Genomic DNA, 22,313 nt, shown 5'->3' with positions numbered 1-22,313 from the left:
GACGCGCTCGGTCAAGCCACCCGGCTCGATTGCGAGGACTTCGCCCAGTACGGCGTTACGGGCCGAGCACTGGACAAACTCCGAAGCCGATTTGCGGAGTGGCGCCGCGAACTGCTCGACGACAAGGCAGGATGACTCGGCTCTCGACTCGCGGCAGCGTCAAGCCCGCACCCTCAAGACCGACACCGTTCCGGCTGATCTTCGGCAAGCGATCGCAGCGAGCCCGCGAAGCGACCGACACACGAAGGCGCGAAATAAGAAGTCCAGGGATGTCGGACCGCAGGCGGATGGTCTGGGCGATGACCACCGCGTCGCGGGCGTCGGTCTGGTTCTCACCGGCAAAGGCGGCGGCCAGGTGGAACGCGACGGTCCCGGAGACGTAGCGACCCTGAACCTGGCGCCGCCACAGCAGGGTCAACAGCAGGGCGGAGAGGCCGGTGGTGACGTCGACCGCCCAGCAGACCGGACGGCCCACGGCGGAGACTTCGGCCATGACGGCAAGGAGGGCAAGATCCGCTGGCTGCGGTTCATGTGGCAGCCGACGCCGGACCGACCACACCGTGCAGGAACACGTCAACAAGCGTCTCGACGGGAGTCTCCGCACTGCCGTGCCCTCCTCGACGGCCCATGAGAATGCCGAGGAAAATGACGGCGAGTTGTTCGATCGGCAGTCGCAGCGCGGCCCGGTCGGGTTCGAGCAGTCGAATCACCGCCCGGTCAGTGCGCTCGGCCGCCGCTGCCCGACCGCCGGTCGCACTGCTGTCGACCGGCCCTCGACGCTCCCCTCGGCGGCCACTGACCCGCAGCGCCCCGGTCACCGCGCCCATCCGATCCAGGTAGGCATGCAGGGTCGCTGCCGCCTCGGTCAACCTGGCGGCCAGGGGCTGATCCAACGGCACCGCGTCGAGTTCGGCCAGAACATGGTCGTTACGCAGGGCAGCCGACATGCATGCGACCAACAGCTCGTCCTTGTCGGCGAAGGCCCGAAAGACGGTCGCCTCACCGATCCCGGCCGCTTTCGCTATCTGCAGGGTGGTCACCGCCGAGCCGTGCTCGACCAGCAGCGGCAGTGCCGCAGCCACGATCATCTCGCGTCGATCTTCCGCACTCATCCCCGGCGCTCTGCGCCGGCTGGGCGTCTCAGTCATGCCGATCAATCTACGGAGTGAGTACTCACTCCGTCAACGGCGTTTACTGCAAGAGATCGAACTCGACGCCAGGAGTCCGAGTGCGGTGCCGATCCCGGGAACGCGGGGGTCGACGGGACACCCTCCTCCGATCCCTTTCGGTGCGTACCACCTCCTTCATAGGCGCATAAAACGCCCACTGTCTCACCCTCTGCCCTGATTTCGGGCTTAAGTAGTCGCCCGGCTATTTAGCGTAAAAACCGACATCTCTCCTCTAGAGGGATTTGGCCTTTACGGGCGCTTGCCACAAGTTGGTAGTGTGATACACGTCACAGTCATTTCCCGCGCCTGGACTACCCCTTGCGTCAGGGGTGGGGGTAGAGGATTGTTCGCAACGATCTTTTCGGCTGACACGGGGGTTCAGTTGACCATAGAGGTTGTTCCTGTCCACGACGGCTCTGTTGCGATGTACGGCGCCGTCGAATTGTTACGAGCCCATGAATCCTTCACCTTGCTTGATGCAGCTCAGACGACGCGTGACCTACCGGCTCTGGGCGGCGGTGAACGGGTAGTCCTCCTCGTCGACCCGTTCAGCACGTGCGACGTGCACCTCAACGACATGCCCGACGTGCCGAAGCGGTACGCCGTACTCGCCATGTCGGCCCGCACCCATCCCGACACCGTGCGGCAGGCGCTTCAGGTCGGTGTCGCCGGCTACGTCAGCAAGGCGGTCGACGCCGCGACGCTCCTGGACGCGATCAGCGCGGTCGGGGTCGGCGGCATTTACCTTGGCCAACTCCTGAACGATCTGTTCAAGGACGAGACCACTCCTCCGCCGGCACCCCGCGCGGCCCTCGACAAGCTCACGCCGCGCGAGCGCGACGTGCTGGCGATGGTGGCGATGGGACTCACCCACCGGCAGATCGGATCCAAGCTTCAGCTCTCGAAAGCGACTGTCGACACGTACGTGCACCGCGTGCGGCAAAAGGCCGGAACTGTCAACAAAGCCGGTCTCACACGGCTGGCCATGGATCTCGGGCTGCTGTATCCCGAAACCGTACAGAGCAGCGCCTGACGATGCATGACACAGCATTATGACATTGATCGACCATATCGGCTGTGGCAGCGTCGGTCGCATGTCGACCGAAGATGAACGGGCCACCCCAGCCGCCGAGACCGCCCTGTCGCCGAACGGTCCGGAACTCCCGGACAGCGCCGCGCAGAGCGAACGGGTGCGGGCCATCGCCGCGCACGGACCGGTTGGCCACCTGCGGCACTGCCTCACGGTCGGCATCGAGATCCGCGGCCCGGTCGACGAGGACGAGCTACAGGCCCGCCTCGTCCGTCTGGTGGCCCGGCGCCCGGCGCTCGGCTGCGTGTTCACCGACGGTGGCAAGCACCTTCTCACCACCGGCGCGAAGCCCCAACTGCTCCGTCGGCAGGTGGAAGCGCCGAGCGCGGTCGCCCGATGGGCGATCGCGCACGACATCGCGGGCTTCGAGGCGGAGCGACCGTTCGCGCTCGGCGAGCACCCACTGGTGCGGGCGACCCTGCTCAGCGCGGAGCCGGACCGGCACCTGCTCGTGGTCAACCTCGATCAGCTCGTGTGTGACGCCTGGTCGGCGAACCTCGTGGTGACCGACCTGCTCAGCGCGGACACCGACGAGACGCCCGACGCGTACCCGGCGGCGCGGCGGGCGTTGGCGGAGTGGACGAACGGGCCCGAGGGCACGGCGGCGATCGACCGCCGGCGCGAGCACATCGCCGACGCGTGGAACCGCTGGCCGGTACGGGTCGAGAACGATCCCGCCGACCCACACGAAGCGGTCGAACGGTTCCTCGCCGTCGACGACCGGATCACCGGGTTGCTGCGCGAGCGGGTCCGCACCGCACGCGGTTCCCTGCTGGCGGCGGGCGCCCTGGCCCTCGCGACCGCGATCACCGACGACGCTACCGTGCCGCTCGCGCTGCGGACCACCCTCGCCGGACGCCAGTCGACGGCCGAGGAGACGGTGGTCGGCTGGTTCGCCAACGAGGCGGTGCTCCGGCTGCCACCTCGGGCCGGGACCATCCACGAGTACGCCACAGCTCTGCGCGGGGAGATCTTCGCGGCCCTCGCCGATCAGCGGGTCCCGTACCCGCTGGTGTCGGACGCGTTGTCTGATGGTGACGAATCCGGGCCGTCGTGTGCGCTGGTCTTCCTGCCACGCGGGCTCAGTGGCGGCGAGCAGGCCGGACAGCGCCTCGGCGATGCGATCGCCACCCGTACCGCCGTTTCGATCTGTCCCACCGGCGCGGACGTCGACTTCTTCATGATCGAGGACGCGCCGCCGATCGAAGGTAGTCCGCGCGCGATGCTCACCGTCGGTGCCACGACCCGTCGGGCCATCGCCGACCCGGCGGCCGTCGACGACCTGCTGGACCGGTGGATCGCGGCCTTGGACGAGCTGACCCGCCACGACTGGACCACCTACCCGGTGACCCGGATCGGCGGCTGACCGCTACCCGGTCAGCCGCCGATCCACAGGGCTTCACCCGCCCGTCGGCCCGCTGTCGGCGCTCATCTCGTCGATCTGGGCGGCCAGACCACGCACGGTCGGGAAGCCCATCACGGCGGAGGTCGGGACGGGCACCTTCAACGTCTTGCGGATGCGGGCGACCAGTTCGATGGCGAGCACCGAATTGCCGCCGAGGCGGAAGAAGTCGTCGTCGAGTCCCACCATCTCCAGGCGCAGCACCCGCGACCAGACCTCGGCGAGCTGCACCTCGGTCCCTTCCCGGGGAGCGATGTACGGCGTGGAGAGGTCCGGACGAGGGTCACGCTCGCCGTCGTCGTCGGAGAGCGCCGCGCTCATGCCGCCCCGCTCGACGACCCACTGCTGGTACCGGGCCGGCAGGGAGCCGGTGGAGATGACCACGTGGTCGACCTGGTCGATCGCGGCGAGCGCCCGGTCGAAGACCGCCACCGCCTCGTCCGGGCTCATGTCGAACTCGCCAGCCTCCTCGCCGTTCGACTTACCCCAGGTGTCCCAGTCCACGGTGATCCAACGGATGCCTTCGCGCTCGCGCGCCAGCAGCACGTACGCGTCGAGTGCCGCGTTCGACGCCGAGTACGGGCCGAGGGCGAGACCGCCGAGCACTGCCGACAGCGAGGACAGGGTGATGCCCGCGATGTCACGGCCGGTCAGTGCCGTACGGAGGTTCGCCAGGCCGGTGATCTTGGCGTCGAAGTGGGTGTCCGCGTGGGTGTGGGCGACGAGATGGGCCGGCCCGAACGCGCGTGGGTCGGAGATGCCGGCGGCGTGCACCACCAGGTCGAGGCCGCCGAACCGCGCGTCGATCGCGTCGATCGCGGCCCGGGCCTGCTCGCCGTCGGTGAGGTCGGCGGCGACGGGCAGGATCTCCGCGCCGAGCGCCTCGAGTTCGAGCAGGGTGGCCACGATCTGCGCGGTCCGTGTTTGACCTGTCGCGTGCTGTGCCCACTCCGCGTGCGGTGGCAGCGTGGTGCGCGCGACGAGGGCGACCCGGCATCCTCGTGCCACGGCGAGGTGTCGGGCGAGGAGCAGTCCGACGTACCCGAGGCCACCGGTGATCATCACCCGTGAGCCGGGCGGCAGCGGCTGCTCCGGCTCGGGCAACGCGAGCGGCGTGAACGTCCGGACCCAGCGGCTCGTGCCCCGCAACGCGACCTGGCCCGGGTACGGGGCGACCGCCTCGGCGACGATGGCGCTGGCCTGGTTGGCGACGGCCCGCTGGTTTCCGGGCACTGCATCGACATCGACGTGCCGGGCGAGCCAGCCCGGGTTTTCCTGGGCCAGGGTCGGCAGTAGGCCGGCAAGCGCGGCCTGGGCCGGCCGGGTGGGCGCGACGCCCGCGAACCCCACCGCCCCCGCGGTCACGGCGAGCAGGTTCAGCTCGATGTCCGGCGCCTCCCTGGAGTACGCGATGGTCACCGCGACCGCCGCGTCGTAGCCGGCGGCCTGGTCTCGGGTGACCTCGTCGGTGCGGTCACCGAGGGTGTGGGCGAGGACCACGGTGCGTGGGATGGCGGCGCGGGAGGAGAGCAGTTGGCCCAGGTCGTCGGCGCAGTCGGCCTTCACCTCGTAGTCACCGTTGCCGACGTCCCGGAACCCGGGACCGATGCGGGCGACGGCCACGTCGGCCCCGATCTCACGCAGGTGGGCTGCGATCGCCTCACCTCGTTGGTCATCGGAGAGCACGAGCCATGGACCCACCGAGCGCAGACTCTCCGTCCGGTTCTCGACCGGCAGGGGTGCGCTGCGCCACGTCGGGAGGTACGTCCAGGAGTCGAGATCGTCGACCCGCCCATCGGGTTCCGCCGCGGCTGCCGGGTCGAATCCCGACTGCCGTTCGACCCAGAACCGCTTGCGCTGGAACGGATACGTGGGCAGCGGCACGCGCCGGGGACTACCGGTGTGCAACGCGGCCCAGTGTGGTTCCGCGCCGGCACACCAGAGTCGGGCGATCACCCGGTGCAGCCAGTGGGCCGTCGACGCGCCGTCCGGCGCCAGGGCCACCTCGGCCTGGCACTCGGTGTCCTGGTTGAGGCCCAGCTCGACGGCGAGCTTCGCGACCTGCTCGGCGGCGCTGTCCGGGCCGCTGATCCGCCCGACCGACAGACCCACGTGGCGCAACGCGTGCGCGACGGCGAGCGCCGCCTCGTACAGCGTCGCATCGGCAGGCGGCTGGTCGGTTCCGGTGAGCCGGCCGGCGGCGGACCGCACGGTGGCGCACCAGGCGAGGTCGACCGCTGCCGGGTCGGGCAGCGTCAGCGCCACCTGCGTAACCCGTTGGCGCACCTCACCGACGATGTCGGTGGCCGTCTCGGCGAGCCCGTCCCGTCCGTCCGGCAGGTCGTCGCAGACGACGGCGCGCCGGACCGGGAAGTACGACCGGGACTGTTGCAGGGTGTACGCCACGTCGGCGATGTTGAGCGCGGGAGACCGGTCCAGGTGAGTGGCCAGGTCCGCGGCGGCCTGCTGCACGGCGGCGTCATCCCGGGCGGAGACGGTCAGCAGATGGGGACCGGGGCGCTCGGGTGCCGGCGGCAGGGTAGGCGGTTCCTCGATCACCACGTGCGAGTTAGTGCCGCCGAGACCGAACGAGCTCACCCCCGCCCGCCGCGGCTCGCCATTCTCCGGCCAGGGCTGCGTCTCGGTCCGCACTGTGAACTTCTTGCGTTCCGCGGTCAGCGCCGAGTTCGGCGTGGAGAAGTTGGGGGTGCCGGGCAGTACGCCGTGGCGTACCGCCAGCGCGGCCCGGATGAGGCTCGACGTGCCGGCCGCCCGATCGAGGTGACCGATGGATGCCTTGAGCGAGCCGAGCACCAACTGGTTGTCCGGGCGGTCCGGGAAGACCCGCGCCATGGCCGCCAGCTCGATGGAGTCACCGAGCACCGTGCCGGTGCCGTGGCACTCCACGTAGCCGATGGACCGGGGCTCGACACCGGCGAAGCTGATCGCGTCCGCGATGACCGTGGCCTGACCGTCGACGCCAGGGGCGGTGTAGCCCGCGCAGGCGCTGCCATCGTTGTTGACCGCCGAGCCGAGGACCACAGCGGTGATGTGGTCGCCGTCGGCGATCGCGTCGGCGAGCCGCTTGAGCACCACAGTGGAGACGCCGCTCGCCGCGACGCTGCCTCGGGCGCCAGCGTCGAAGGCACGGATCTTGCCGTCCGGGGAGTAGATGCTGCCCTCCTCGAACATGTATCCGGTGTCCTGCGGCAGGGGAATGAACGAGCCGCCGGCGAGGACGTACTCGCACTCGAAGTTCAGCAGCGCCTGGACCCCGAGGTGGACGGCCACCAGCGACGAGGAGCAGAAGGTCTGGACCGTGACGCTGGGTCCGCTCAGGTTCAACTTGTACGACACCTGAGAGGTGAACGAGTCGCGCTCGGTGCCGATCCCGAGCATCAGGGCGCCACCGGCTTCCGCGCCGAGGCTCATCACGTTCCACAGGTACTCCGGGAAGCCGCAGCCGCCGAAGACACCGACCCGTCCCGGCATCCGGGTGGGCGGATAGCCCGCGTTCTCCAGTGCGGCGTAGCAGCACTCGAGAAACAGCCGGTGCTGCGGATCCATGGTCTCCGCCTCGCGCCGGCTGACGCCGAACAGCGTCGCGTCGAACCTGTCGTACCCGTCGATGCTGCCGCTGGTACGCACGTACGACGGATCGGCGAGTTGTGCCGGGCTGACCCCGGCGGCAATCAGCTCCTCCTCGGATAGCTCACGCAGCCCGGACACACCGGCGAGGAGGTTGTTCCACAGCCCGTCCACGCTGTCGGCACCCGGGAATCGCCCGGCCATCCCGATCAGCGCGACGGCGGAGTCGTAGTCGACGTCACTCATTATCGGATCCCTTGACGTTGGCCCGGCGACGGGCGAGCCGCTGTTGGCGTTGCGCTGCCCGGGCGTCGCCGGACTCCTGCTTGGTCGGTTCTTCCTTGGTGCTCGTCACGGTGGCTGCGAGCGCCGACACGGTGGGTGCCTGATAGAGGAGATGGGCCGGAAGGTGGTCGAGATCCAGCGCGCGTCGGATCGCGTCCATGAGGCCGACACCGATCAACGAGTTACCACCGAGGTCAAAGAAGTTGTCGTGCAGACCGACCTGTTCGATACCGATCCACTCGGCCCAGAGGTCCGCGATGGTGGCCTCCGTCTCGTTCGACGGCGCCAGAAACGGAGTGGACAGATCAGGTCGCGGATACCGGGCTTCACCCCGGCCCTTGCGCGCCCCCGCCTGCAGGTCGTGGACGGTGTAGCTGCGGCTGCCCTCCACCGAGGCCGCGAAGTCCTGGGTGTTGACGACCAGGTACGGCTCCGGGCGATCGAGGATCTGTTGCAGGCAGCGCCACCCGGCGTCGAACCCGATACCGAACACCTTGCGGTGGTGGATGTACAACTCGCGTAGGACGGGTTCGTAGCCCTCCAGGCCGTCGGCCCAGCCGTTCCACGTCCACTCACCCCACCCGATCGACACGACCTTCGCCTGGGGCAGTGCCCCGCTGCGGGCGAACGCGTCGAGAAAGGAGTTCGCGGCGGAGTAGTCGGCCTGTCCGAGCGCACCGGTCCACGAGGCCACCGACGAGAACAGCACCAGGAAGTCGAGTGGCTCGTCGCGCAGCACCTCGGCCAGCGCGAGCGTCCCGCCGACCTTCGACGCGAGCACCCGGTTCATGTCGTCGACGGTCTTGAACTGCATCATGCCGAGCGCCGGCACACCGGCGGCGTGCAACACGCCGTGCAGCGCCCCGAAACGTGTCCTGGCCGCCTCGACCGCACGCCGGACCGCCTCGACATCGGACACGTCGCCGGAGACCAGTTCGAACTCGATGCCCTTGGACTCGAAGTGGCGCAGACCCTCGATCCGACGCCGGACCTCCGCGCTCACCGTGGGATCGGCCAGGATCTCGTCCCAACTCTCCCGAGCCGGGACCGGCGTGCGTCCGAACAGCACCAGCTTGCCACGGTAGGTGTCCGCGATGCGCTCAGCCAGGGCCATGCCGATGCCGCCGAGGCCACCGGTGACGAGGTACACCCCACCCTCGCGGAACCGACCGGTCGGCACCGGCGGCTCCTCGTCGGCGTCGGTCAGCTCCAGGACGTCGAAGTCGGGGATCCACCGGCGTCCCGACCGCAGCGCGATGATCTGGTTGCCGGGGTCGGTGCGCAGTTCGGCGAGTACGTCACCGACGGGTGCTGGTGCGTCGTCGCGCAGATCGACGAGGCGGACGGCGGCACCGGCGTACTCGACCGGCAGGATCGTGCACGGTCCTTGGGTGGTGGCACGGGCCGGCACGATCGGCTCGTCGCCGGTGACCTGGAACGTGCCGGCGGTGACCACGTCGAGTTTCCAGTCGCCGAAACCGACCTCGTGCGCGGCGCGGGCGATGGCGACAAGCGTGTGCAGGCCGCGGCTGATGTCCTCGGTCGCGGACGTCCCGCTCAGTGTCCACATGTGCACGACCCGGTCCGGCACGCAGCCCCGTTCCTTCAGGGCGGCGAACAGGTCGAGGGTGTCCTCGATGTTGCCGGGTCTGATCCGGTACCCCTCGCCGTCGAACCCGTACGCCGCCCCAGGTCGGACGAGCGTCACCTGCGCCTCGCCGGTGTGGAACGCCTCGACAATCGGGCCGGCCAACGCGTCGGCCCGGCCCTCGTCGGTGAAGACGACCCACTGGCTACCCGGGTCGGTCATCGGGGGCTTCGGTGCGCGCTCCCGCCAGACCTGGAGGTTGAGCCATTGCCGCTCGGGCAGCAGCGGGAGCTTCGCGTACTCGCTGAACATCTCCTCGCGGCTCTTCGAGTCACCGGAGTCGAGCAGGGGCGTACCGCCGACGGTGTCCTCGTTGAACCAGTACGGCTGCCGCTCGAACGGGTAGGTCGGCAGCGGCACGCGGCCCGGGCACCACACCTGGTTCGTCTGGTGGTACGCCGCCCAGTCCACGTCGACGCCGTTGAGCCACAACTCGGCGAGCGCGGTGGCGAGGGCCCTGGCACCGGAGGTGCTGTCCTCACCGGCGCCCGGCATGGTCGCGATGATGAACGGCCACCGGGCGCGGTCGCACTCCGGATGCGACCGGGCCATCGCGCCCAGCGACCGACCCGGCCCGATTTCGAGCAACGCGTTACTTGTCCGTTCGAAGGCTGTGGCGAGGCACGCGGAGAACTGCACCGGGCGGCACATGTGCTCGGCCCAGTAGCCGGGATCGGTGACCAGCTCGGCGGTGGCCAACTCGCCGGTGACGTTGGAGACGTACGGCAGCGTCGGCGGGTGCAGCGTGATGTTGTCGGCGATCCACCGGGTCAGTTCGGCGGCCACCGGCTCCAACATCCGGGTGTGGAACGCATGGGTGGTGTCCAGCTCACGACAGACCACGCCGTTCTCGCGCAACCAGACGGCCAGCTCGGCGACGGCCGCGGTCGGGCCGCCGACGACGACCTGCCCCGGCGTGATGGCGGCGAGGTCGATGTCGCGCTCGGCGAGGTCCGCCCGCAGCGCGCTCAGCTCCTCCCAGGTTTTGCCGACGGCGAGCATCGCACCGGGCGGCATGCCGGCGATCAGGTCGGCCCGGTGGGCGACCAGCCGTACGGCGTCCGGCAGGGTCAGCACACCGGCGAGGCAGGCGGCGACATATTCGCCGACGCTGTAGCCGAGCACCAGGTCGGGCGCGACGCCCCAGTCCATGAGGGTGCGGGCGAGCGCGTACTCGGCCAGGAAGACGCCGGTCTGCGCGACCCGCGTGTCGCTGAACGGGCTGGGCCCGGTCGCCTCTCCGGTGCGCCGGCCGAGCAGCGCGGCGAGGTCGTTCGTACCGGCACCGGCCTGTCGTTCGCCGGTCAGCAGCGGCACCACCTCCAGCGACGCCGCCGCGGAGAGGAGCTTCTGACCCTCGTCGAGGTGGAGACGGAAGTTGGGTTCGGTGCGGTACAGCTCGGCGACCATACCGGCGTAGTGCTCACCCACCCCGGCGAACAGGAAGCTGGAGCGGGTGCCCCGCACCTTGACCTGCCGGGCCAGCAGGTTGGCGTCGGGTGTGACGTGCATGCCGAACGCGGAGGCGGCCGACCCGGCGTCGCTCGCGACCACGACCCTGCGGTGCGGCAGCAGGGTTCGGCCGACCTGGAGCGTGTACGCGACGTCGCCGAGTTCCTGCTGGTGGTCGCCACCGAGGTGGGTGGCCATGCGCTCGCAGTAGGTGGCGGCGGCGCTCTCCGTCTTGGCGGAGAGCGGCAGCACCTGCCAGCTGCGACCGTTCGCCGTGCGCGGCGCCGGTTCCGGTGCCTCCTGCAGGACGATGTGCACGTTGGTGCCGCCCATGCCGAGGCCGTTCAGGCCGGCGATGCGCGGTCTGCCGCTCTGGCGGGGCCACGGCACCGGGTCACCCGCCACGTAGAACGGGCTGCGCTCGAAGTCGATCTCGGGGTTGGGCGACTCGTAGTTGAGCGACTTGGGAATGAGCTCGTGGCGCAGGGCCTCGACGACCTTGACCATGCCAGCGATGGTCGCGGCCCGGTCGAGGTGGCCGATGTTTGTCTTCACCGACCCGACCGCGCAGTACTGCCGATCGCGTAGGTCAGCGCCGGAGCGGGCCACCTCGGCGGCACGGAAGGCACGTGTCAGCGCCGCGACCTCGATCGGGTCGCCCAACTCCGTCGCCGTGCCGTGGGCCTCGACGTAGGAGACGTCGGCCGGTGCGACGTCCGCGTCGGCGAGGGCGTCGGCCACCGCCGTCGACTGGCCGACCACGCTCGGCGCGGTGTAGCTGAACTTCGCGGCGCCGTCGTTGTTCATCGCCGAGCCGCGGATGACCGCGAGGACGTGGTCCCGGTCGGCGATCGCCTTACGCAGCGGCTTGAGCAGCACCGCAGCCGACCCGTCACCGAAGATGCCGCCCTGGGCCTTCGCGTCGAAGGTGCGGATGTGACCGTCTGGCGAGGCCATTCCACCCTCGACGTAGACGTGTCCGATCCGGTCCGGCACCCGGACACAGACACCACCGGCCACCGCCATCTCGCACTCGTTGCGACGCAGGCTCTGACAGGCCATGTGGATGGCGACGGCGGAGGTCGAGCAGAACGTCTGCACGGAGACGGCCGGTCCGGTCAGGTCCAACCGGTAGGCGACCACTGTGGTGAGCGCGTCCTTGTCGTTCCCGATGATCATTTCGTACGGGTCGACCCGCAACAACGTCTCGGGATCGTTGAACCTGTCGATCATGTACGTGCTGACGTTGTTGCCGGCGAAGATGCCGACCCGGCCCCGCTCGCCGGCGCGGCCGTACCCGGCCCCTTCCAGCGCCTCGTGTACGCATTCCAGGAAGATGCGCTGCTGCGGGTCGGCGACCGCCGCCTCCCGAGGGCTGTAGCCGAAGAACCCGGCGTCGAAGCCCTTGATGTCGTCGAGCACGGGCCGCACCCGAACATAGTCCGGATGGTTGGCGAAGATTTTGTGGTACCCCGAGTTCGCGATGTCCTCGTCGGTTATCTCGGCGAACGACTCCACACCGTTACGCAGGTTTTCCCACAGGGTGGGGACGTCGGGCGCGCCGGGGAACCGGCCCGCCATTCCAATCACGGCAATATCGTGGTTACGTAGCGGTTGTTCGTGCATCACATTCCCCAATCGCACCGCCTCGGCAGTCCGGTCGAGTTGATCCCGTCTGCCGTGGCGCGTCCACCCCTTCGCCGCTGACAGCAAGGTGCCGTCCATTAGTTGCCAGGCACACGCACTACGACAACGGGGCCGGGTGACCGACGATCGTGAGTCGACGGGACATGCGCGGATCCACCGGAGGGGAGCATCAATGGCCGTGACAGGCGTCGCCGGCGCCGGCGTGATGGGTGTCGGAGTGGCCCAGAACCTCGCTACGGCTGGTCACGAGGTAATTCTCATGGACGTCGACACCGGGGCGCTCGACCGCGCCCGGGCCGACATAACGCGCAACTGCCGATCGAGTCGACTGCTCGGCGGGCCGGCTGTCGATCCGGACGCGGTACTCGGCGCGATAACCTTCGGCGTCGGCGCCCCGGCGCTGGCCAAGGCCGAATTGGTCATCGAGAACATCGTCGAGGACTGGGCCACCAAGCGCACGCTGTACGGCGAGATGGACGAGATCTGCGGGCCGGGAACCATTTTCGTGGCGAACACCTCGGCGATCCCGATCACCCGGATCGGCGCCGCGACGAGGCGACCGGAAAAGGTCATCGGCGTGCACTTCATGAACCCGGTCCCGCACAAGGCCGTGGTGGAGTTGATCCCCGGGCTACTGACCAGCACCGACACAATCGATCGCACCCGTACCCTGCTCGCCGAGATGGGCAAGCGCCCGGTCGAGGTGAAGGACTCGTGCGGGTTCGTGTCCAACCGGGTGCTGATGCCCACCATCAATGAGGCCGCGTTCCTGGTGCACGAAGGCGTGGCCTCGGCCGCTGCGGTCGACGAGGTGTTCCGCGGCTGCTTCGGGCACCCGATGGGCCCGCTGGAGACCGCCGACCTGATCGGGGTCGACACGATCCTCTACAGCATCGAGGTGCTGTACGAGCACTTCGGTGATCCCAAGTACCGGCCCTGTCCGCTGCTGAAGCAGATGACCGACGCCGGCCTGCACGGCCGCAAGACCGGCCAGGGCTTCTACCCGTACTCGACGCCAGGAAGGTGACCAGAACCGTGGAAGACGCACACATCCACAAGGCACTGTTCGAGTTCATCGAGGGTCGCCACCCCGACATCCGGTTCGGTCCGGCGGACGACATCTTCGCACTCGGCTTCGTCAACTCGCTCTTCGCCATGGAGCTGGTGCTGTTCCTGGAGAGCACGTTCGAGTTCACGGTGCCGGTCGATGCCCTGCGGTTGGAGAACTTCCGTACCGTCGAGGCCATGGCCGCGCTGGTCAACAAGTACGCGGCCGCATGACCGTGACGGCGCCGGCCGTCGACGTCACGGCCGCTCGAGAGTTCGTCGATCGCCACGTCATCGGCGAGGCGGACGCCTGGGACCGGCAGGAACGGATTCCCGAGGCCGTCCTCGACGCCGTGTCGGCGGCCGGCATGTGGGCCCCGTTCCTCTCCCCCGAGGTGGGCGGATCCGGCCTCTCGTGGCGAGCGTTCGGGCAGCTGCACGAGGAGTTCGGCAGGGGCTGCTCATCGCTGCGTAGCCTGCTGACCGTCCATTCGATGGCGGCCTGGACGGTGATGCGGTGGGGGTCATCGGCACTACAGGCCGAATGGCTGCCCCGGTTCGCCACCGGCGAGGCGCTCGGGGCCGTCTGTATGACCGAGCCGCAGGCGGGCAGCGACACTGCCGGATTCGACACCCGCGCCACCCGCAGCGCCGACGGTTGGCGGTTGTCGGGTGTGAAGACCTGGATCACCGGAGCCCTCCGCGCGGACGTCTTCCTGGTGTACGCCCGTAACCGGCACGGGCTCGCCGCGTACCTGGTGCCGCGCGACAGCGCGGGACTGTCCGTCGAGCCGGTTCCGGACCCGCTCGGCACCCGGGCGAGCATGATCGGCACCGTTCGCCTGGACGACGTGCGGGTCGCCCCGGACGCCCTGGTGGGACCGGAGTCGTTCCTGTCCGGCGCGGTCCTCACCGGCATGCTGGACATTGGACGGCTCAGTGTGGCCGCCGGGTCTCTCGGCATCCTGCAGGGTTGCCTCGACGCCTGCGCGACCTACACCACCGAACGCACGGTCGGCGGTACCAGGCTGCGTGACCTGCAACTGATCCGAGCGAAGGTCTCCGACATGGTGACCGACGCGGCGGCGGCCCGGCTGCTGGTCACCCAGGCCGCGGAGCTCAAGGACGCGGGCGACCCCGAGACAATCATGGCGACCTGGATCGCGAAGTACTTCGCCTCGGTCGCCGCCGCCCGGCACGCCCGGGAAGCCGTCCAGGTCCACGGCGCGCACGGCATGAGCTCCCGGTTTCCGGTTGCCCGCCTTTACCGCGACGCCAAGGTCATGGAAATCATCGAAGGCAGCACCGAACTGCAACAGCTGACCATCGCCGACTCCGCGTACCAGAGGTGATACCGAATGACGATCGATGACGACAGCCGGCGCGGCCGGATCAAATGCGTGGTCTGGGACCTCGACAACACCCTGTGGGACGGGGTGCTGCTCGAGGGCGACGCCGGCGGCCTGCGCCCCGAGATGAAGACCGCGATCGACGCACTCGACGCCCGGGGCGTCCTGCAGTCCGTGGCGAGCAAGAACGATCCGGACACCGCCCTGGAGCGCCTGCGGGCGCTCGGCCTGGCGGACATGTTCGTGTACCCACAGATCGGGTGGAACGCGAAGTCCGAAGCGGTGGCGCACATCGCCAAGTCGCTCAACTTCGGCATCGACGCCATCGCCTTCGTCGACGACCAGGAGTTCGAACGTGCCGAGGTGGCGTACGCGCACCCCACGGTCTGGTGCCTCGACCCGGCCGAGGTGACCGCGGCGCTGGCCGCCCCGGAGATGAATCCGCGCTTCATCACCGAGGAGTCGCGCCAACGCCGGCAGCTGTACCTGAGCCAGATCGCGCGGGACGAGGACGAACGGGCCTACACCGGTACGAGTGCGGAGTTCCTCGCCTCACTCCAGATGACTTTCGTCATCCGCGAGGCGAGCCGTGACGACCTGCAACGAGCCGAGGAACTGACCGTCCGGACAAACCAACTCAACTCGACCGGACGGACGTACTCCTACGACGACCTCGACGCGCTGCGCAGCAGCCCGGACCACCTGGTGCTGGTCGCCGAACTCGAGGACCGGTTCGGTGCCTACGGCACGATCGGGCTGTCACTTGTGGAGCGGGGAGAGGAGTACTGGCACCTGCTGCTACTCCTGATGTCCTGCCGAACCATGTCCCGCGGGGTGGGCACCATCCTGCTGAACCACATCATGGCCCAGGCCCGGGACGCGGGAGTGCGGCTGCGTGCCGACTTCGTGGAGACCGGCCGCAACCGGATGATGCAGATCACCTACGCGTTCGCCGGGTTCGTCGAGGTGGCGCGCAGCGGATCGCAGGTGCTGCTGGAGTCCGACCTGACAAACGTGCAACCGCCGGCTCCGTACGTGAAGGTGGCGACGGTGGCCAACCGGTAACAGCCGATCCGGCGGCGTACGGCTCAGCCGGCGACGCGGGAGATCGGCAGCGTGGTGACGCGCAGCCGGCGCGGATCGATCATGCCGGCTGCGGTCGCCATGACACCGGCCTGGAATCGGCTGACCGCGTCGAGATCCGCCAGCATGCCGGCGATGTGCCGACGGCAGGTACGGACCGAGATGCCCAGACGTCGGGCGATCGCCTCGTCCGTGAAGCCGTTGGCGAGGAGCTCGACGATGCTCTGTTGCATGCTGTCGGCCGCATCGTGGTATCCGATTCCCACCGGCGAGTAGGCCTGCGCCGCGTCCCAGGTCGGTTCGGCCAGGTCGCGCAGCAACCGGACCGTGTCGGCATGCCGGATGACCACCCCGATCGGCCCGGCCGGCGACTCGTCGTGCAACAGGAACGCCACCTCGTCGTCGAAGACGATCAGCTGCTGCGGCAGTGGGCCGGTCGTACGGATCTCACCCCCACCGGCGACCAGATCCTTGAGCTGAGCCCGGACGCGCAGGTCGGAGCGGCGCACGTGGGACAGCAGCAGCCGGACGGACACACCCTGGCGGGCAAGCTCGATGGCGCGATCCAGTCCGAGCCAGCCCTCCGGACGGAAGCCGAGGATGTCGCGACGACACCGCTGTAGCGCGAGGTGCAGGTGCCCGGCCATCTCGTTGGCATCGTGCAGAGCCACGATTCCGCCGCCCGCCGCCGCCCCCGTCCGCAACCGGTCGTACTGGGGGCGGAACTCGTCGAGCTGAGCCCGGATGCGACTGATCTCGGCCCGGCGGCGGTGGATCTCGTCGCCGATCGGGGCGATGAGCGATGCGGCCGCCACCTCCGGGCTCACCGGCACGTACCGCACCCGCCCACCCTCGCGGTCCTCCCGCAACAGACGCAGCGTCAGCAGGTCGGCCAGCGCCCTGGCCAGGAGGGTGGGTGACAGCTCGAGTTCGGCACCGACCTGGTCCTGCTCGTCGGCCGCGATGCCGCCCTGGCGCACTGTGTACGAGTAGACGGCCATCGACTCGGCCTGGATACCGACGTCTGGTGATTCGGCGAGTCTGGTCATCACGACCGACCGGCGGCGGCTTCGGAGTCGATGAAGTCCGCCAGGGCGCGCACCGTCGAGTACTCAAGCACTGCGACGCCCGGTACGTTCACCCCGAACCGCTCCCGGATCCGCACCGCCAGTTGCACCGCCACCAGCGAATTGCCGCCGAGGTCGAAGAAGTCCTCGTCGAGGCCGAGGTTGCTGACCGCGAAGGCGTCCTCCCACAGCGGTAGCAGCGCCTCCTGGGTGGGTGTCTGCGGCGGGCTATCGGGCCGGTTCGCCGGTACCACCCGAGCCGCGGCGTTGGCGATCCGCCCGCTGCCGGCAGCGGAGATCATCGCGGCGAGGCGGGCCGCGATGCCGGCCAGCCGCTTCGTCTTGGCGGGAATCGACTCGACAGTCACCACGTACTGGTGCTCCGTCCGGCTGTCGAGCATGCGCCAGAGCAGGTCGAGGGCGTGTGCCGGCTCGATCAGCAGTTCCTCCCGACCCAACGACGGGCGGGCCGGTGTCGCCTCGCCGGTGTCGAGACCGGTGTGCACGGCTTCGATGTCGATCAGACGCACCGAGAAGCCTTCGATGCTCACCAACTCGCGGCCGTCGTCATCGATCAGCGACACGTCGTAGGACAGGATGCCGCTGGTGGCCGCAGCCGAGCGGCGGTTACGCACGTGGCTGTGAAAGCGCGGCGGCAGTTGGCCCCGGACGACGATCCGGTCGTAGGCGATCGGCAGGATGCTGCTCTCACCGCCCACCGCCTCTGGCACGTAGAGCGAACAGGCGGTCGCGCCGTCGAGCAGTGCCGGGTGCAGCTGGTAGGCGGAGGTGTCGTCGTCGACATCGGCGGGCAGTTCGAGGCGGGCGATCTGCTCCTGCGTACCGAGCCGTACATCCTCGACGCCCTGCCAGCGCGGTCCGAAGACCACCACGTTGTCCGGGCCGTCGAGGTCGGGCTTCCAGCGCAGGACGTCGCAGCGATCGATGATCGCCGGCACGTCGACGCGGGCGGGCTCGCCCGCGTCGATGGGCGCCGCGCTCGCGTCGGCGTGCCGTTCCCACTGGGCGCCGGCCTCCGAACGGCGCGAGGAGACGGTGAACTGGTAACCGCCCGAGCCGAGCGGAGTGCCGGAGACCCGCAGCTCGCGTGGGCCGTCGATGGGAATCGGCTGGCCGAAGATCACGTCCCGGACCTCGACCGAGTCGGCCCCGGTGCTGGCCCGGCAGGCCGCCACGATCATCTCGACGTACGACGTACCGGGGAAGACCGAGCGACCCGACATTTGGTGGTCGGTGAGCACCCAGTGGAAGTCCGGTCCGATCGCGTTGGAGTAGATGACGTCGGTGGTGTCGAGTACGCGCCGGCCCAGCAGCGGATGGACCACCTCACCCAGCCGTACCGCCGGCTCCGGCGGCCCGGCGGGAGTGTCCTTCAACTCCTCCGCGAGCATGCCGATGCCCTCCCAACCGCACCAGTTCACGGTCAGCGTGTGCATCCGACCGCCGGCTCTGGCCTGGGCGTAGGCGTCCATGAACGCGTTGCCGGCGCAGTAGTCGATCTGGCCGTACCCACCGGTGACCGCGATGATCGAGGAGAAGAGCACGAACAGGTCGACCTCGTCGCCGAGCAACCGGTCGAGGATGAGGGTGCCGTCCACCTTCGGAGACAGCACGGCGTCGGATTGCTCCCGGCTGCGCATCGAGCTGAGGCCACCGCCGGCGACCCCGGCGGCGTGGAAGACACCGTCGATGCGGCCGAAACGGTCCCGGGCCGCGTCGACGGCCACGCGCATGGCTGCCTCGTCACGCACGTCGGCCGCGACGGTGAGCACCTCACCGCCGAGGGCCTCGAGTTCGCGGACACCGCGGATGGCCGCGCTGATCTTGTCGGCACCGTGCTCGGCGAGGTAGTCGTCCCAGGTGTCGCGCTGCGGCAGCCTCGTTCGTGCGGTGAGCACGAGCCGGGCGGACACGGTCCGGGCGAGCTCCTGCGCCACCCGCAGACCGATGTCGCCGAGCCCACCGGTGACCAGGTAGACACCCCGTCGGCGGAGCAGGTAGGGGACCGCCACCGGCTCCTCGGGCAGCTTCGCGGGCTCGAAGCCGGCGATCCAGCGCCGGTCTCCCCGGTACGCCACCACGCGGTCGGCGACCGGCGCCGTCACCTCCTCGAGCAGCGTCTCGACGCCGGTGGTCGCGGACAGGTCGATGAGCTGGCACGCGAGTTCGTTGGTCTCGATCGGGATCACCCGGGTGGGACCCAACAGCAGGGCCTTCGCCGGCTCGATCCGCTCGGTGCCGGAGACGTCGGCCGAGCCCGTCGTGGCGATGCGCAGCCGTACCTCGTGGCCCGGCCAACGGGTGACCATCGCCTGCGACAGGTAGAGCAGGCTGTAGTAGCCCGCATCGCGGACGAGGTCGACCTCGCTCTGGTCGAGAGCCGCACCGGTCGCCGCGTGCGCAGTCCAGCCGTGCAGCACCGACGCCGGCCGCCCGCCGCCGACCTCCATCGCCGCGCACAGCTCGTCGTAGTCGCCGCGGTGCGCGACGCGGATCTGGAAGCGACCGTCACCGAGGTCGGCGAAGCCGTCGCCGGCCACGACCCGGACGACCGTCTCGCCGCGGGTGGCCAGGCGGTCGGCGACCTTCTCGACGATGCCACTGCCGGTGGTGAAGACCAGCCACGGGCCGCCCGGCGATCGGGCCGGCTGCGACGCCAGACGGGCCTGCCGCCAGGCGGGCACGATGGTGATGTCCTCCCCTTCGGCCGGCGGTTCCGCCTCGACCTGCTCCGCCTTGTCGAGAGTGCGGTCGACGCTGTCGATCCAGTAGCGGGTCCGCTCGTACGGGTACGTCGGTAGCGCGACCCGGCGGCGGCGCTCGCCGGCGTGCAGCGCGGTCCAGTCGATCGTGGCGCCAGCCGCCCAGAGCTGCCCGAGCGCCTGCGCCAGGCTCTGCCCGTCCGGCTGGTTGCCGCCGACCCGCCCGAGGGAGGGGATCGTGGGGGTGGACTTCGCGACCGTTTGCCTGGCGAGTTGGGTGAGGCTCCGGCCCGGTCCGACCTCGAGCAGCACCGCACCGGTCTCCGCCGCGGTCTGGCAGGCCTGCGCGAAGCGCACCGGCTGGCGCAGGTGGTCGGCCCAGTAGCCGGGATCGGTGGCCTGCTCGTCGGTGATCCAGGTGCCGGTCAGGGTGGAGATGAAGCGGCGGGTCGGCGGCTGTAGCCCGGCATCGGCCGCAGCCGCCCGCATCTGCCCGACGATCGGGTCGAGCATGGCCGAGTGGAAGGCGTGCGAGGTGCGCAGCAGGGTGCCCTGGACGCCGGTCCGGGTGAGCAGGTCGTGCAGGGCCGCGATGGCCTCGGTCGGCCCGCCGACGACGGTGGCCTGGGGCGCGTTGACCGCGGCGAGACTGATCTCGTCCGTCAGCACCGGCTCGATGTCCCGCTCGGCCAGCGGCAGCGCGAGCATCGCACCGGCCGGCATCGACTGGATCAGCCGACCGCGGGTGGCGACCAGCTCCAGGGCGACCGGAAGGGGGAACACCCCGGCGAGGCAGGCGGCCACGTACTCGCCGATGGAGTGGCCGACCATCGCCACCGGTTCGACACCCCAGCTCATCCACAGCCGCGCGAGTGCGTACTCGATCACGAAGAGGGCGGGCTGGGTGATGCTGGTCTGCCGCAACCGCTCGGCCAACTCCTGCTCAGCACCGGCGGCACGAGCGCTGAACAGCACGTCGCGCAGATCGAGACCGAGGTGGGGCACGAGGAGTTCCGCGCACTCGTCGATGGTGTCGCGGACCACCCGCTCGGTCCGGTAGGCCTCCTCGGCCATGTCGACGAACTGGGCGCCCTGTCCCGGGAAGAGGAAGGCAACCGGAGTCGGCTGCTTCGGCTTCACAGTGCTGCTCTCGCCCACGGCGAGGCCGACCACCGCGCTGTCCACATCGTTACACACCGTCACCGCCCGATGGCCCAGCTCCGGCCGCCCCACCTGCAGCGTGTACGCGATATCGGCGAGTGACTTCTCTGGATGGTCCTTGAGGTAACCCGCCAGCTCGGCGCCCATCGTCGTCAGTGCGGCCGGCGTCTTGGCCGAGAGCGGGAGCACCTGCCAGGTGCGACCCTCGTCGGTCGGCGGCAGCGCCTCGGCCTCCTCGAGAATGACGTGGGCGTTGGTCCCGCCGATGCCGAACGAGCTGACTCCGGCCCGCTTCGGGCCGTCGACGCGCGGCCAGCTGCGCTGTTTGCGAACCACGTGGAACGGCGTCTCCGCAAAGTTGATCTGCGGATTCGGCCGCTGGTAGTGCAGCGTCGCGGGTAACTTGCCGTGCTGCATGGCCAGCACCGTCTTGATCAGGGCCGGTGCGCCAGCGGCCGCGCCCAGGTGCCCGATGTTGGTCTTCACGCTACCGATCGGGATCTGCTGGGCGCCGACGGCGCCGGCCTGCCGGTACGCCGCCGAGAGTGCGGCCACCTCGATGGGGTCACCGAGCGCGGTGCCGGTGCCGTGCGCCTCGATGTAGCCGATCGAGTCCGGCGGGACGTTGGCGGCGTGCAGCGCCCGCCGGACGACAGCGGTCTGGCCGTCCACACCGGGAGCGCTGAAGCTGGCTCGACGGGCGCCGTCGTTGTTGATGGCGGAACCGATGATCGTCGCGTACACGGTGTCGCCGTCGGCGACCGCCTCCTCGTACCGCTTGAGCACGAGGACGCCGGCCCCGTGGCCGAAGTTGGTCCCGGAGGCGTCCGCGTCGAAGGCACGGATGTGCCCGTCGCGCGAGTAGATGCTGTTCTCCGCCCACATGTGCCCGCGTTGGTTCGGGACCCGGATGTTGACCCCGCCCGCCACCGCCATCGCGCACTCGTCGTCGGCCAGCGCCTTGCAGGCCATGTGCACAGCGACCAGAGCGGTGGAACAGGCGGTGGTCACCGACACGGCCGGGCCGGTCAGGCCGAGTGCGTAGGCGACGCGGGTGGCGATGTAGTCGGAGGCATTGTTGATCTCGATGGTCAGATCGCCGACCGTGGCCCGTACGGACGGGTCCTCGTAGACGTACTCGTTGCTGTACGTGTTCGGGGCGCCACCGCCGAACACACCGATCGACGGGTGGCGGGCCGGGTCGTACCCGGCGTGCTGCAGGGCGGTGTGGCAGACCTCGAGAAAGACCCGCTGCTGGGGATCGGCCACCTGAGCCTCGCGTGTGTGGTACCCGAAGTAGCGCGCGTCGAAGGTCGCGATGTCATCCAGCAACGGTGCGAGTCGCACGTAGTTCGGGTTGGCGATGACCGAATCGGAGACACCGGCGGCACGGAGCTGGTCCTCGCTGATCTCGGTGAGAGATTCCACGCCGTTGACCAGGTTCGTCCAAAATTCGTCGATGTCGTCTGCACCTGGAAAACGGCCGGCCATTCCGACGATCGCAATGCGTCGGCCATTCGTCGTGGAGACATCCTCTGCTGCGCTCACCGGCACGGCTCCTCTCGCGGGTCGGAGCGAGACTAAGCCGAACCCTGTCGACGC

General features: G+C 69.5%; 12 protein-coding genes. 6 read left to right on the top strand and 6 right to left on the bottom strand.

The features are described 5' to 3' along the window. Window positions 1-55: 55 nt before the first annotated feature. Both AB0B86_RS04955 and AB0B86_RS04950 read right to left on the bottom strand, forming a co-directional pair. Complete coding sequence (locus AB0B86_RS04955; RefSeq protein ID WP_357415377.1) at window positions 56-559, bottom strand: transposase; 504 nt, start codon at window positions 557-559, stop codon at window positions 56-58. Next, entirely contained in the window at window positions 528-1,148 is a 621-nt protein-coding gene (locus AB0B86_RS04950; protein WP_357402482.1) for a TetR/AcrR family transcriptional regulator, read from the bottom strand. The genes AB0B86_RS04955 and AB0B86_RS04950 overlap by 32 nt, the downstream gene beginning before the upstream one ends. 364 nt (window positions 1,149-1,512) lie before the next feature. Between AB0B86_RS04950 and AB0B86_RS04945 the strand changes: the two genes are divergently transcribed. Next, entirely contained in the window at window positions 1,513-2,202 is a 690-nt protein-coding gene (locus AB0B86_RS04945) for a response regulator transcription factor (protein WP_357402484.1), read from the top strand. A 61-nt stretch (window positions 2,203-2,263) separates the two neighbouring features. After that, on the top strand, window positions 2,264-3,625 hold the full coding sequence (locus tag AB0B86_RS04940) for a hypothetical protein (protein ID WP_357402486.1): 1,362 nt from the start codon (window positions 2,264-2,266) through the stop codon (window positions 3,623-3,625). A gap of 33 nt (window positions 3,626-3,658) precedes the next feature. Here the strand turns inward: AB0B86_RS04940 and AB0B86_RS04935 are convergent, their stop codons facing one another. Next, window positions 3,659-7,495 (bottom strand): SDR family NAD(P)-dependent oxidoreductase, encoded by a 3,837-nt coding sequence (locus tag AB0B86_RS04935; protein ID WP_357402488.1) that lies wholly within the window; start codon window positions 7,493-7,495, stop codon window positions 3,659-3,661. Next, the gene (locus AB0B86_RS04930; RefSeq protein ID WP_357415364.1) at window positions 7,488-12,224 is read right to left on the bottom strand and encodes an SDR family NAD(P)-dependent oxidoreductase; all 4,737 of its coding nucleotides are present in this window, start codon (window positions 12,222-12,224) and stop codon (window positions 7,488-7,490) included. Before AB0B86_RS04930 ends, AB0B86_RS04935 begins: the two co-directional genes overlap by 8 nt. 229 nt (window positions 12,225-12,453) lie before the next feature. On the opposite strand from AB0B86_RS04930, the gene AB0B86_RS04925 reads away from it, so the two are divergent. From AB0B86_RS04925 to AB0B86_RS04910, 4 genes are read left to right on the top strand one after another with little or no spacing between them, the layout of a single operon-like run. Next, a complete protein-coding gene (locus tag AB0B86_RS04925) occupies window positions 12,454-13,308 on the top strand; it encodes a 3-hydroxyacyl-CoA dehydrogenase NAD-binding domain-containing protein (protein WP_357402492.1) in 855 nt (284 codons plus the stop codon). Window positions 13,309-13,316: 8 nt separating this feature from the next. Beyond that, on the top strand, window positions 13,317-13,562 hold the full coding sequence (locus tag AB0B86_RS04920) for an acyl carrier protein (RefSeq protein ID WP_357402494.1): 246 nt from the start codon (window positions 13,317-13,319) through the stop codon (window positions 13,560-13,562). Beyond that, on the top strand, window positions 13,559-14,680 hold the full coding sequence (locus tag AB0B86_RS04915) for an acyl-CoA dehydrogenase family protein (protein ID WP_357402496.1): 1,122 nt from the start codon (window positions 13,559-13,561) through the stop codon (window positions 14,678-14,680). The genes AB0B86_RS04920 and AB0B86_RS04915 overlap by 4 nt, the downstream gene beginning before the upstream one ends. 6 nt (window positions 14,681-14,686) lie before the next feature. Continuing rightward, complete coding sequence (locus AB0B86_RS04910; RefSeq protein ID WP_357402498.1) at window positions 14,687-15,742, top strand: HAD-IIIC family phosphatase; 1,056 nt, start codon at window positions 14,687-14,689, stop codon at window positions 15,740-15,742. Between the two features lie 23 nt (window positions 15,743-15,765). Here the strand turns inward: AB0B86_RS04910 and AB0B86_RS04905 are convergent, their stop codons facing one another. Together AB0B86_RS04905 and AB0B86_RS04900 are read right to left on the bottom strand one after the other, a co-directional pair. After that, on the bottom strand, window positions 15,766-16,809 hold the full coding sequence (locus AB0B86_RS04905) for a LuxR C-terminal-related transcriptional regulator (protein ID WP_357402500.1): 1,044 nt from the start codon (window positions 16,807-16,809) through the stop codon (window positions 15,766-15,768). Further along, complete coding sequence (locus tag AB0B86_RS04900) at window positions 16,809-22,259, bottom strand: type I polyketide synthase (protein ID WP_357415350.1); 5,451 nt, start codon at window positions 22,257-22,259, stop codon at window positions 16,809-16,811. Before AB0B86_RS04900 ends, AB0B86_RS04905 begins: the two co-directional genes overlap by 1 nt. Window positions 22,260-22,313 lie beyond the last annotated feature (54 nt).

Origin of the sequence: Micromonospora sp. NPDC049047, from assembly GCF_040649135.1 — a bacterium.
Classification (GTDB): domain Bacteria; phylum Actinomycetota; class Actinomycetes; order Mycobacteriales; family Micromonosporaceae; genus Micromonospora.
This window is presented reverse-complemented; position numbering and strand designations above follow the sequence as displayed.

Bases quoted from the DNA above. Each gene is read 5' to 3' on its own strand.
- AB0B86_RS04940 (WP_357402486.1), top strand. From the start codon at position 2,264: ATGTCGACCGAAGATGAACGGGCCACCCCAGCCGCCGAGACCGCCCTG.
- AB0B86_RS04935 (WP_357402488.1), bottom strand. From the start codon at position 7,495: ATGAGTGACGTCGACTACGACTCCGCCGTCGCGCTGATCGGGATGGCC.
- AB0B86_RS04950 (WP_357402482.1), bottom strand. From the start codon at position 1,148: ATGACTGAGACGCCCAGCCGGCGCAGAGCGCCGGGGATGAGTGCGGAA.
- AB0B86_RS04925 (WP_357402492.1), top strand. From the start codon at position 12,454: ATGGCCGTGACAGGCGTCGCCGGCGCCGGCGTGATGGGTGTCGGAGTG.
- AB0B86_RS04910 (WP_357402498.1), top strand. From the start codon at position 14,687: ATGACGATCGATGACGACAGCCGGCGCGGCCGGATCAAATGCGTGGTC.
- AB0B86_RS04915 (WP_357402496.1), top strand. From the start codon at position 13,559: ATGACCGTGACGGCGCCGGCCGTCGACGTCACGGCCGCTCGAGAGTTC.
- AB0B86_RS04905 (WP_357402500.1), bottom strand. From the start codon at position 16,809: ATGACCAGACTCGCCGAATCACCAGACGTCGGTATCCAGGCCGAGTCG.